We start from the raw sequence: 12,535 nt of genomic DNA, 5'->3' as shown, positions 1-12,535 counted from the left end.
GAGATGAAAATAACCTGTGCTTTTGCTCTCGCCGCGATGGTCAGTTCAGCGGCGTATGCCAGCAACGACAGCATCACCATTGGCCTGATTACCAAAACTGAAACCAACCCCTTTTTCCTGAAGATGAAAGAAGGGGCGATGCTGGGTGCCACCGTGCATGGGGTGAAACTCCTGACTGCGGCAGGCAAAGAAGACGGCGATTATCCGGCGCAAATTCAGGCCATCCAGGAGATGGTGGCCGCAGGGGCCACCACGCTGCTGATCACCCCGAGCGATGCCAAAGCCATTGTGCCCGCTCTGGATGAGGTGCGGGCCAAAGGGGTGCAGGTTATCGCACTGGACTCCCCGACGGATCCGATGACGGCGGTGGATGCGCTGTTTGGTACTGACAACTATAAAGCCGGGCAGCTGATTGGCGAATATGCCAAAGCGGCCATGCCGTTAAAATTTGCCGGACAGCCACTGAAGATTGCCATGCTGGATTTATCGCCCGGACATTTAGTCGGGGCAAGACGCCATAATGGTTTTATGAGCGGGCTGGGATTAGCGGCCGCAGGCGCCGACTCCAGTGAGCTGTCGGTCACCGCTGAAACCGTCTGTGCCGGTTTTTCTCAAGGCGCCGAAAAGGAAGGCTATGAGGTGATGGCCAGCTGCCTGAAAAGCCATCCGGATATCAACCTGGTGTATACCATCAACGAACCGGCTGCTGCCGGGGCATACAAGGCCTTACAGGAAGCCGGTAAAGAGGCGATGATCGTCTCGGTCGATGGCGGCTGTGCCGGGGTGAACAACGTGCGGGCAGGCAAGATTGCGGCCACGGCGCAGCAATATCCCTTAACCATGGCGGCGATGGGCGTTGATGCGGCGGTGGCTTACGCCCGACACGGTAAGAAAGTGTCCGGGTATGTGGATACCGGCGTCACGCTGATCGCAGATAAACCGATGCCCGGCCTGGCAAGTAAGGATACCCAGGCAGGACTGAATGCCTGCTTTGGGGCAAAATAGTGCGATAGCTTCCCGGCGGCCATCGCTCAATGGGAAGCCATCACCGTTCAGCCGTCATCCCAGACGGCTGGCAATCAGGCGCAGCTGTTCGGCAATCTGTTTTAAATCCTGCTGCTGCTGACCTGCCGCTGACGTTGAGCTGCGCACCACCAGACGGGCGGGCAGGATCGAGGATGAGCGGCTGTGGTCATCATCGCTGGCCTGCAAAATACGCTGCACCGCCTCTTTCCCCTGTAAATCCAGATCCAGCGACACCGTGGTCAGCGACGGATGGAAAAACGCGCTCTCATACGTATCATCATAGCCCACCACAGACACCTGCCCCGGCACCGTCACGCCCTGCTGATGCAGCGCACTCAGCACGCCTAAAGCCATCTGATCGTTCCCCACCAGCAGCGCACTGAAGTGCGGGGTTTCACGCAGCAGCTGTAAGATGCCGCTGTAACCGCTTTGCGCATCCCAGTTACCGTGGATGACGCTCACCGGGGCCAGCCGGTAGCTCTCCAGCGTCTCCAGCCAGCTCCTGAGCCGCAGCCGCGCCGAGACGGAATGCTCTGGCCCCGCCAGCAGCGCAAACTCACGGTGCCCCTGCTCGTAGAGGTATTTCACGCTGGCCCGGGTGCCATCCGCCGGGTTAAACGACACGTTAAACACCGAACAGAAAGGGTCGACATCGAGGAACAGACAAATAATGTCCTGGTTCTCTTCGACGATCCGCTCGGCACAGGCGGTATCCAGCGGAACGTTAATAATCACTTTATCGACCAGCTGCGATTTCAGCTCGTTGATCGACTCCTGCAAACTTTGATTGACGTTCTCACCGATCATGGCGATCAGCACCTGATACTCCGCCGCATTGGCGTAGCGCTTAATCGCCGCCGCCACCTGAGAAGGGGCATGGAGGGCCAGGGAAGTGGTCACCAGGCCGAGCGTGGTGCTCTGTTTCCCCACCAGCTGTTGCGCCAGCCGGTTTGGCACATAGCGCAGTTCCTCTATCGCCTTGGTTACCTTGCTGCGCGTCCCTTCCGAAACGTTCGCAGACTTATTCAGCACCCGGGAAACCGTTTGATAAGACACCCCAGCGCGACGGGCGACATCTTCCAAGGTGGCACTCTTTGATTTCATGGCTCACTTTCCTGTTTACAGATGGCCGGATTGTATCACAGTGAAAATGACGTTCAGGTTAAGTCGGTCACACTGTCAAAAACCCACTACAAAGTCAGACGTTCACATTACAAATTCGGTGATCAAGTTCACCAATCGTTACAAATAACGGGCAAATACTTGCACTAAATCACACAATTTCGTTACTCCAATTGCTTCATGTTCACCCCGAGGAGTTTACTGTCGCCATCGTGTGAACGTATGACAAATATAAACAGAGGGTGACATGAACACAAGATTAACAGCGACCGCTGTAGCACTTGCCGCAGCACTGACTTCTCCTGCATTCGCAGCCATCGACAACATTGATTTCCACGGCTATCTGCGCGGCGGTGTGGGTGTTTCACGTGACGGAGGCATCGAAGAGTGGCAAAAAAATAAGATTGGTCGTCTCGGTAACGAAGCTGATACCTACGGTGAAATCGAACTGGGCAGCGAAGTGTACAAAAAAGATGACGTCAGTTTCTATGTCGACTCCATGGTCAGCATGTTTTCTGACGGCTCTAACGATAATGAAACCACCTTCGGCGATGACGCCCAGTTCGGTCTGCGTCAGCTCAACCTGCAAATCAAAGGCCTGATCCCCGGCGATAAAAACGCCGTCATCTGGGGCGGTAAACGCTACTACCAGCGCCATGACCTGCATATCATTGATACCAAATACTGGAATATCTCCGGCTCCGGTGCCGGTATTGAAAACTACACCTTTGGCCCTGGCGCTGTCTCCGTCGCCTGGATACGGGGTGATGCCAACGATGTTGACTACCGCGCCGACGGCGATAACGACGTTAATATCAACTACCTCGACGTGCGTTACGCTGGCTGGAAACCGTGGAGCGGCGCATGGACAGAGTTCGGGGTGGACTACGCCATGCCGAACCCGACCAACAAGCAGGAAGAGTACGGCGGTCTGTATGAAGCAGATAACGGCGTTATGGTCACCGGAGAAGTCAGCCAGGACATGTGGGGCGGCTATCAGAAGCTGGTGCTGCAATATGCCAACAAAGGGCTGGCGCAGAATATGATCTCCCAGGGCGGCGGCTGGTATGACATGTGGAACGATACCCGTGATGCTAAAGGCTATCGCGTGATCAACACCGGCCTGCTGCCGATCACTGACCGCCTGTCGCTGAATCAGGTCGTGACCTGGGGCTCCGCCGATAACATCACCGCGTTCACCGATAAAAGTACCCTGCTCTCCGTGGTCGGGCGCGCTCAGTACCAGTTTACCGACTACGTGCGCGGTATCGGTGAAGCCGGTACGTTTGTACAGAAAGATCAGAACAAAGACGGCAGTGATTACAAACAGGCCGGGCAGAAATATACCCTCGCGCTGGGTCTGGCTGCAGGCCCGGAATTTATGTCACGCCCGGAACTGCGTATCTTCACCTCTTACCTGAACGACTCCGAACAGGGGCACAGCTTCCAGGACGGCACGGCCAGCAACACCTGGAACTTTGGTGTGCAGGTTGAAGCCTGGTGGTAATGTCCTGATCAACGCCTTCATCATCATTGGATAAGCACTGGATCGTTAATTTGGATAACCGTCACCGGTTATCCATTTTTTTATGGCTGACGGAAATAGTGTGCTTCCATCAGCTGACGCAGCCGGTCAGATCGCATGCCAAAAATAGCATGCACCTCATGGCCCAGAATCACCACTCCCGTTGCCCCTGCCTGCTGTAACCCGCTGGCATTCACCGCCGCCACCGACGTTACCGTGACGCGCAACCGTGTGAGGCAGGCATCCACCTGCACGATATTTTCGCGCCCACCAAAGCAGCCCATTAACTGATCCAGCAGCGCACACTCTGCCGCATCGGCTTCCTCCGGGGTTTCCTGCCGGCTGAAGTAATGCTTAAACGATTTCAGACTGACCATATACCTCTCCTTTCAGACATAAAAAAAGCGGGCTTGCGCCCGCTGGTGAACAGCTGTTTACAGCGGCGCGCGCAGCACGCGGCAGCCCCACGGCGGCAGGGTCTGCGCACCGGAGAACGGCGCACCGTCAATCAGATCGCTGATCCCCGCAGGCAGCGTGACCGGCTGCTCCTGCGCCGTGAAGTTTTGCAGGAAGATAAAGCTGAACTCGCCATCAGTGCGGCGATGCGCGGTAACGCCCGGAGGCAGGTCCACCGCCAGCGCGCGTGGCAGCGCCAGCCTGGCGATCAGCGCACCGTAGAAATCCCGATGGAAAGCCTGGTCATTACGTGAAGCAATATACCAGGCCTGCCCTGCGCCCACGGCGTTAACGGTGACCGCCGGTTGACCGGCATAGAAGTCACTGGCGTAAACGGCCAGCGCGGTTGCGCCTTCCAGATGAATACGTTCGCACAGCTCACGGGCCTGATAGCTGCCGCGCAGGCCCAGCATGTTGCCTTCGACAGCGCAGACGCCGTTGGTTTCGTCGTCCGCCAGGCTGTCGATCTCTTCCGCCCAGATCCCCAGCAGCGGCCGCAGCGGCCCAGGGAAACCGCCCAGATGGCAGAGGTCGCTCTCATTGACCACGCCCGTCCAGTAGCTGGCGACAAACTGCCCGCCCTGGCGCAGATGCTGCTCCACGCGGGCGGCAAAGCCGTCGCGCACCATATACAGCATCGGCGCGATCACCAGCGAATAGCCGCTGAGGTCAACATCGGCGTTGATCACGTCCACCGCCACGCCCTGCTCCCAGAACGTGCGGTAGTGTTCGGCTACCGTGCGCTCATAGTGCAGGCCGATATTGCGTGGCCCCTGGGCATTGTCCATCGCCCAGCGGCTTTCCCAGTCGAAAATGATCGCCACTTTCGCTTCAACGCGGCTGCCCTGCACCGGACTCATGGCGGCCATCATCCGGCCCAGCTCGCTGACTTCGCGGCCAATACGCGTATCCAGATGCCCGACGTGGTCAATCACCGCGCCGTGGAATTTCTCCACCGAGCCACGGCTTTTACGCCACTGGAAATACTGCACCGCATCTGCCCCGTGGGCCACGGCCTGCAATGAGGAGAGAATATGCATCCCCGGTTTTTTCAGCTTGCTGGTGGGCTGCCAGTTGGTCGCCCCCGGCGTTGACTCCATCAGTACAAACGGCTGCCCCTGTTTCAGGGTGCGCATCAGGTCGTGATACATGGCGGTATAACAGGCCAGCGTGGTGTCATCCTGCTCGTTATGCCAGGTCGGGTAGCTGTCCCAGGAGATAAAATCGAGCGGCTGCGACAGCTTCCAGTAATCGTAGTCGTAGAAATACTCCATAAAGTTGGTAGTAGCAGGCAGGTCCGGGTTGGCTGCTTTCAGCGGTTTGATCTCTTCGCTACAGAAGTCGGTAACCTGGTCGGTCATAAAGCGCCGCCAGTCGAGGTTCAGCCCGTGAATCGACATTTCACCCTGCGGCGCAGGGGACACCACCTGCGACCAGTCACTGTAGGTATGGCTCCAGAAATCACTCCACCAGGCGAGATTAAGCTGCTCCAGGGTGCCGTAGCGGCGCTGCAACCAGCCACGAAACGCCTGCTGGCACTGTTCGCAGTGGCACTCGCCGCCGTATTCGTTGGAAATATGCCAGCCGATCACCGCCGGATGGTGCGCATAGCGCTCCGCCAGCTGGCTGTTGATCGCCCGCACTTTTTGCCGGTAGAGCGGCGAGGTCATGCAGTGATTATGCCGCCCGCCGTGCAGCGCAGGCACGCGATCGCGCCCGGTGCGCAGCACTTCCGGGTACTTTTGCGACATCCACGCCGGGCGCGCGCCGCTTGGCGTGGCCAGAAACACCCGAATCGAGCGCTGATGCAGTTTTTCAATGACGTTATCCAGCCAGCCGAAGTCATAGCGCCCTTCTTCCGGCTCCAGTTTCGCCCAGCTGAAGATGCCAACCGACATCACATTACAGTTCGCCTGCTGCATCATCTCGACGTCATCATCAATGATGCCCGGGGTATGTTGCCACTGTTCCGGGTTGTAATCCGCGCCGTGCAGCAGCGTGGTGACCCCGGCAAAGAGCGGTGGAAATTTAGTCATTGCGGTTCCTCTGAGGTGTCAGTGACACCGGCCCTCAGGCCTGTAAATTAATGAAATGCCTGAATGGAGGGCAGCACGTTGCCCTGGCAGTCAAACAGCGCCTGGTTTTCACGGGCGTTGCCCTGCTTCCACTCATCGTGGATATACTTCATGCCTTCCGGCGTTGCCCAGGTGTTACCCGGTACGGCAATCCACGTGGGTTCCCAGTAGACCACGCCCTTGCCACGGTGATTCGGCACCGCCAGCACCGCCTGCATCAGGTCGTGCAGGTAGGCCGCCTGCCCCTCAACGGTGGCCGGGTAGCCGCCATCTTTCTCTTCCTTCGCCTGGAAACTGTTTTCGGCGCTGTCGCAGTTTTTCAGCGTGTATGCGTAGGCCGCCTCCACCACCATCACGTCTTTCTGATAGCGCTGGCTGATGTCGTCCATATTGGCTTTCAGGGCGCTGATCGGGCCGTTCCAGTAGGTGTACATCGACAGGCCAATCACATCGAACGGCACCTGACGGCGGGTAATTTCATCGAACCACCAGCGGAACATGTCATTTTTGGTGCCTTCCGCCAGGTGCAACATAATTTTGACCTGGCCCGGATCGCTGAGGTTTTCCCGCAGGCCCGCGATACCCGCTTTCAGCAGGCCCGCCAGACGGTCAAACTCGCCGCCGTTCTGCCCCCAGCTTTTCCCTTCCGGCCACAGCATGCCGCCGTTCAGCTCGTTGCCGATTTGCACGATATCCGGCAGGACGCCCTCAGCTTTAAAGCGGGCAATGGTGTCGCGGGTGTAGTCATGCACGCGTGTTTCCAGCTGCGGGAAGGTCAGTTTTTCCCAGGCTTTCGGTTTGAACTGCTTACCCGGATCGGTCCAGAAATCGCTGTAGTGGAAGTCCAGCAGGATCTGCATCCCGGCGGCTTTGGCACGTTTCGCCAGCGCCAGGGTCGTTGGCAGATCGTTAGTGCCACCGCCGTAGGCTTTACCGTTGCTGTCATACGGGTCAACCCACAGGCGCAGGCGAATGGTGTTGATGCCGTTGGCTTTCAGGATGGCAATCGGGTCCTGTAGCTGGTGCTGAGCGTTGTAAAATTTCACCCCCTGCTTTTCCAGTTCCGGCAGCGTGGAGATATCAGCCCCTTTAACAAAATCGGCCGGCACCGGGCCGATGGGGCGAATAACCGCCGGATTTGCGGCGAACAGAGGCGTCGCCCAGGCCATTGCCAGGGCGAGTAACAGCGTTTTAGGTGTCATGGTTTATCCCTTTGTACTTCCTGAGGTCAGGCCGGAAACGAAGTATTTTTGCAGCGCCAGATAGAGCACGGCGACCGGTACAGCAATCAGCACCGCCCCGGCGGCGTAAGTGGTATAGCTGGCCCCCATTTTCTGCGAGACCAGGTTGTACAGCCCAATGGGCAGCGTGAACTGATCCGGGCTGCGCAGGATGGTGCTGGAAAGAATGAAGTCCCCCAGCGGGCCGGTGAAGGAGAACAGCGCCACCACCGCCAGAATCGGCTTCGACAGCGGCATGATGATCTCGATAAAGATGCGGAAATTCCCTGCCCCGTCCATGCGCGCCGACTCATCCAGGTCCTTTGGAATCGCGTCCAGGTAACCCTTCATCAGATAGGTGTTCATCGGGATCATGCCGCCAACGTAGATCAGCACCAGCGCCAGGTGGCTGTTGATTAAACCCAGCAGCTGCGACAGCACAAAGATGGCAATCAGCGCCGAGAACTGCGGGATCATCTGCAACAGCAGAAACAGCATCAGACCGTTCTGCCGCCCTTTAAAGCGAAAACGCGAGAACGCATACGCGGTGCAGCTCACGCTGACCAGGGTCAGCACCATCGTAAAGAAACTGATTTTCATCGAGTTCCAGTACCACGTCAGGTACGGCACCGTGCCGTTAAACAGATCGCGGTAGTGCTGTAACGATGCGCTCTCAGGAATAATCGAACTGCTCAACAGGCTGTTGCCCGCATTCAGCGACGCCCCGACCGTCCACACCAGCGGGTAGATAATGATGGTCGACACCACCAGTACCACCAGCCAGGTGAGCGACAGACGCAGCCATTTTTCACGTTTAATACTGACTGACTTCGCCATAACGGTTCCCTTACGCCATCTCATCTTGTTTAAACGATTTGGTGGCGCGGAACTGCCACAGCGCCAGACCGACCACAAAGATCGACAGCAAAATCGTAATGGTTGCGGCAATCGCATACTGCGATGACGACATGGTCAGCTTGTAGATCCACGACACCAGAATGTCGGTGCCGCCTGCGTTTGACCCCGCCACCGCCGGACCGCCGTTGTTAAACAGGTAGATAATGTTGAAGTTGTTAAAGTTGAAGGTGTACTGCGTGATGATGATGGGCGCAATGGCGTACATCACCAGCGGCAGCGTGATAGTTTTCAGGCGCGTCCAGGGTCCGGCCCCGTCCATCATCGCCGCTTCATACAGATCGTCCGGGATCGCCTGCAATACGCCGGTCGTCATGGCGAACACAAACGGGAAGCCCAGCCAGGTCTGCATCATAATCAGCGCGGTTTTGGTCCAGAACGGGTCGGTCATCCATGCTTTCGGCGCAATGCCGAAGAAGTCGAGGATCGCATTGTTAATCACGCCAAAACTGTCGTTAAACATGCCCGCAAACACCAGGATAGTGACGAACCCCGGCACCGCCCACGGCAGAATAAAAATAGTGCGGATCAGCGGCTTAAAACGCAGGTCTTTCTGATTCACCAGAATCGCCAGCATCACGCCTACTGAACATTGCAGCGTGGTGGCCAGCAGCGTCCAGACCACGGTCCATTGCAGCACGTCGAAGAAGGTCGATCGCCAGATCGACAGGGTGAAGATATTGACGAAGTTCTTCAGCCCCACCCAATCCACCAGCTTCGCGGGCGGCGTGTGATAGAGGTTATAGTTGGTAAAGGCGATGGCGAACCCAAACAGGATCGGGAACACCACCACAAACACCAGCAGGAAAAATCCCGGCGTGATCATCAGGTACGGGAACCCCTCCCGCAGCAGCAGTTGATACTGCTTACGCACCCCGTGCAGCGGTTTGCCTTCGTCACGACGGCAGCCGTTCAGCCAGGCATCGCGCAGCGACAGCCCCCATATCGTCAGGCCAAAGGCGATAATCAGGACGCTGATAATGCCTTCTGCCAGCAAAAAGATGGAGTTGTCGCGGGGGACTTCTTCCCCCAGCGTTGCCAGCCCCCACAGCCCGTGCTGCAGGAAGTTATGAAACACGCCGTAAAAGCTGGTCAGCAGGATCAGATAACACAGCCCTTTTGCCCACTGGCGATGGTAGAACTGGCCGAAACCGGGTAACAGCGCCAGCAGCACGCCTGCCAGAGCGTGCTGGCGTGGGCGCTTGTGCAGCGTCAGTTGTTCACTGGGGGAAATCATCACAGCCTCTTCCTTATTTATTCAAACCGCCGGGCGGCAGGAGCTTACTGATTGCTGGCCTGCATCGCTTCAATCTGCATAACAATCTGCTTCACCGCATTATCCAGGGCGACCTTTGGTTCCTGCTTGCCCGTCACGCTCAGTTCCAGTGCCGCATTGGCCGGCCCCCACACTTCCTGCATCTCCGGCACGCCCGGCATCGCAACAGCCCGTGCCGCCTGTACCGCCACCGCATTGGCCTTCTCATCGTTTTTAATCAACGGGTCATTCATCAGGGCGATGACCGGCGGAATTTCCTGCGTTTTCTGGAAGCGCTCTTTCACATACTGCGGCTGGTTAATAAACTGGATAAACTGCTGCGCCAGCGTTTTATCTTTGCTCCAGGTGGAAACCACATAGCCTTTTACGCCGAGGAAGGAGCTCATGGGCTTGCCGTTAGGTAGCTCTGGCAATGGCGCGACGCCATAGTTGATGCCTGCCGCCTGGTAAGGCTGGAATGCCCAGGGACCGTTGATCACCGCCGCCGCTTTTTTCTCGGTAAACAGGGAGTCGATGGCGTTCAGACCGTTATCACCCAGGATGCCGGTAGGCAGCAGACCCTGGGTGAAGAAACTCTTGAGGTAGGTGACGGCGGCTACGCTGCCCGGCGTGTTCAGCCCGATGTCGAGGGTGTTAAGCCCGCCCTTGCCGTCCTTGCCAAAGATATAACCGCCCATTGGCGCAATCGCCCCCCAGCTGTAATAAATCTGGTCAAATTTTGCCAGCAGACCATACTGCTTCGCCTCGCGCTGTTTCTGCGAGAAAGCGCGGTACTCATCCAGCGTTTTCAACGGATGCGGCAGCAGATCTTTGTTATAAATCAGCACCAGGGTTTCGACGGCTTTTGGCACGCCATACACCACTTTATTCTGAATAAACGCGGCCATCGCTGATGGGGTATAGGCCGCCTGCTGTGCCGCGTCGACGGACAGCGGTGACAGCAGTCCCTGCACCACCGCACTGCCCAGCTGATCATTCGGGATCACCAGCACATCCGGGCCAATCCCCGCCGGGCCGTCAAGCCGCAGCTTCTCTATCTGCTGGGCAAAGGGCATTTCCTGCACGTTGACTTCAACGTTGTATTGCTTCTGGAAATCGGCAATCGCCGTTTTGATACCTTCGGATTTTTTAATATCTTCCCAGACGGTAAGTTGCTGCGCTGCATGTGCAGCCTGCCCCAGAGCCAGGACAGACAGAAGCAGAGTGATGCCGGTTTTGACTTTCATTGCTGACCTCATGTGAAGGTATAACATTTAACTGATTTTCAATCCGCTGAATTTCTGACCTACACATCGCAAGGCCCATATAACGTAACTTGCAGAAGGGAGAGTGTCACAGCGCGTCGATGTCATACGCTACGCGGAACAGCGTAACTCCTCTACCCTGTTGTCGCTAATATGTGATCAATATTACAGAAATCAAAATCGACTCTAGGGCGCTCTGCATCAGGGGTTTATAGTCACGCCAGACGCCACAAGGGTTAGCGTGTCACAACATAAATTGTAATACGTAATACATTTATGATTTAAATTCCCCTTTCGATGAGGTTCCGCATGTCCAGCATCAGACTGAGAAACGTGTCCAAGCGTTTTGGTAAAACAGAAACGCTCAATAATATTCATCTGGATATTGAAGACGGTGAGTTCACCGTCTTCGTCGGTCCCTCTGGCTGTGGTAAGTCTACCCTTCTGCGGTTGATTGCCGGGCTGGAAGAGGTCAGCGACGGCGAGATCCTGATTGGTGATGAGCTGATGAACGACGTGGCTCCCGCCCATCGCGGTGTGGCGATGGTGTTTCAGTCCTATGCACTTTATCCGCATATGACGGTGGCCGAAAATATGGGTTACGGACTGAAAGTGAACGGGGTGGCGAAAGAGAAGATCCGCCATCAGGTGGAGATGGTGTCGAAAACCCTGCAACTCTCCCATCTGCTTGAACGCAAACCCAAAGAGCTTTCCGGTGGCCAGCGCCAGCGCGTGGCGATTGGACGGGCCATCGTGCGTAATCCGCAGGTCTTTATGTTTGATGAGCCGTTGTCAAACCTGGACGCCGAGCTGCGCGTCGATATGCGTCTGCATATCGCCAAACTGCACCAGGAGCTGAAAACCACCATGGTGTATGTCACCCACGACCAGATTGAGGCGATGACGCTGGCGGATAAAATCGTGGTGATGAACTACGGCAAGCTGGAGCAGGTAGGGTCGCCCATGGAACTTTATTACAACCCGGTGAACCGCTTTGTCGCCGGTTTTATCGGTTCGCCCAAGATGAATTTTTTGCCCGCATGCGTGCAGCACTGTAGCGATCAGGGGCTGATCGTCACGGTGAATGAGGGGGCGAACACGCTGACGCTGCCTGTACCGGCCCGCCAGTTGCAGCCTGGAGAGGAACTGACGCTGGGTATTCGCCCGGAGCATCTGCGTATCAACAGCGATGCGCCGTTACAGCTGGACTTTCATTGTGAGGTGGTTGAACGGCTGGGCAACAATACCTATCTGTTCGGGCAAATTTATGGCTATGACGGCTTTAAGATGCTGCTGCCGGGCGATGTGCATTTCCGCCCTTATCAGATGCTGCGTCCCGCGTTCTATCCGCACCAGTGCATGGTGTTTGATGGCGACGGGCTGCGTATCAGCGCCGATATCCCCTTACCGCAGGACCAGGCGGCTATCGCGGGGTGACCGGAAAAATGAATGGCTGGCAGTCTGGCCCCCTCCCCGCAAAACCGTTGCTCGTTGTGAGTTTTAAAACCCGACGCCATTGCGATCGGGTGTAGGGGGCGATCATCTTTTCCGATCGCCCCGTAACTCCAGGTCGGCACCCTGCTCAACATCACGGGCAGACCGGAAAAAAGGGTCTGCCCCTACGCGCCCTGAGTTGTTTTCGGGTTGGGTGTTGACCTGGCTTTTGACGTTGAGGC

The 12,535-nt window shown here is 56.9% G+C and carries 10 protein-coding genes; 3 read left to right on the top strand and 7 right to left on the bottom strand.

What is annotated here, in order from left to right:
- The first annotated feature begins 3 nt into the window (after positions 1-3).
- Positions 4-1,005 (top strand): substrate-binding domain-containing protein, encoded by a 1,002-nt coding sequence (locus ACFL9S_RS11665; RefSeq protein ID WP_405262066.1) that lies wholly within the window; start codon positions 4-6, stop codon positions 1,003-1,005.
- Between the two features lie 54 nt (positions 1,006-1,059).
- Here ACFL9S_RS11665 and ACFL9S_RS11660 read toward each other — a convergent pair whose 3' ends face one another.
- Entirely contained in the window at positions 1,060-2,130 is a 1,071-nt protein-coding gene (locus ACFL9S_RS11660; RefSeq protein WP_405262065.1) for a LacI family DNA-binding transcriptional regulator, read from the bottom strand.
- Positions 2,131-2,395: 265 nt separating this feature from the next.
- Between ACFL9S_RS11660 and ACFL9S_RS11655 the strand changes: the two genes are divergently transcribed.
- Complete coding sequence (locus ACFL9S_RS11655) at positions 2,396-3,655, top strand: maltoporin (protein WP_405262064.1); 1,260 nt, start codon at positions 2,396-2,398, stop codon at positions 3,653-3,655.
- 80 nt (positions 3,656-3,735) lie between these two features.
- Here the strand turns inward: ACFL9S_RS11655 and ACFL9S_RS11650 are convergent, their stop codons facing one another.
- From ACFL9S_RS11650 to ACFL9S_RS11625, 6 genes are read right to left on the bottom strand one after another with little or no spacing between them, the layout of a single operon-like run.
- Positions 3,736-4,050, bottom strand: a complete 315-nt coding sequence (locus tag ACFL9S_RS11650; protein ID WP_405262063.1) for a glucose PTS transporter subunit EIIB — start codon at positions 4,048-4,050, stop codon at positions 3,736-3,738.
- Between the two features lie 57 nt (positions 4,051-4,107).
- Complete coding sequence (locus tag ACFL9S_RS11645; protein ID WP_405262062.1) at positions 4,108-6,165, bottom strand: beta-galactosidase; 2,058 nt, start codon at positions 6,163-6,165, stop codon at positions 4,108-4,110.
- Positions 6,166-6,212: 47 nt separating this feature from the next.
- Positions 6,213-7,373 (bottom strand): arabinogalactan endo-beta-1,4-galactanase, encoded by a 1,161-nt coding sequence (locus tag ACFL9S_RS11640; RefSeq protein ID WP_405262096.1) that lies wholly within the window; start codon positions 7,371-7,373, stop codon positions 6,213-6,215.
- Between the two features lie 36 nt (positions 7,374-7,409).
- A complete protein-coding gene (locus ACFL9S_RS11635) occupies positions 7,410-8,261 on the bottom strand; it encodes a sugar ABC transporter permease (protein WP_405262061.1) in 852 nt (283 codons plus the stop codon).
- Positions 8,262-8,271: 10 nt separating this feature from the next.
- Positions 8,272-9,576: an ABC transporter permease subunit gene (locus tag ACFL9S_RS11630; protein WP_405262095.1), complete on the bottom strand. Its 1,305-nt coding sequence runs from the start codon at positions 9,574-9,576 to the stop codon at positions 8,272-8,274.
- Positions 9,577-9,620: 44 nt separating this feature from the next.
- On the bottom strand, positions 9,621-10,841 hold the full coding sequence (locus ACFL9S_RS11625) for an extracellular solute-binding protein (protein ID WP_405262060.1): 1,221 nt from the start codon (positions 10,839-10,841) through the stop codon (positions 9,621-9,623).
- A 327-nt stretch (positions 10,842-11,168) separates the two neighbouring features.
- On the opposite strand from ACFL9S_RS11625, the gene ACFL9S_RS11620 reads away from it, so the two are divergent.
- On the top strand, positions 11,169-12,296 hold the full coding sequence (locus ACFL9S_RS11620; protein WP_405262059.1) for an ABC transporter ATP-binding protein: 1,128 nt from the start codon (positions 11,169-11,171) through the stop codon (positions 12,294-12,296).
- Positions 12,297-12,535 lie beyond the last annotated feature (239 nt).

This window comes from Erwinia sp. AnSW2-5 (assembly GCF_045107195.1).
GTDB lineage: Bacteria > Pseudomonadota > Gammaproteobacteria > Enterobacterales > Enterobacteriaceae > Erwinia.
Note: the sequence above shows the minus strand (reverse complement) of the source record. Positions and strands in the feature narration are given on the sequence as shown.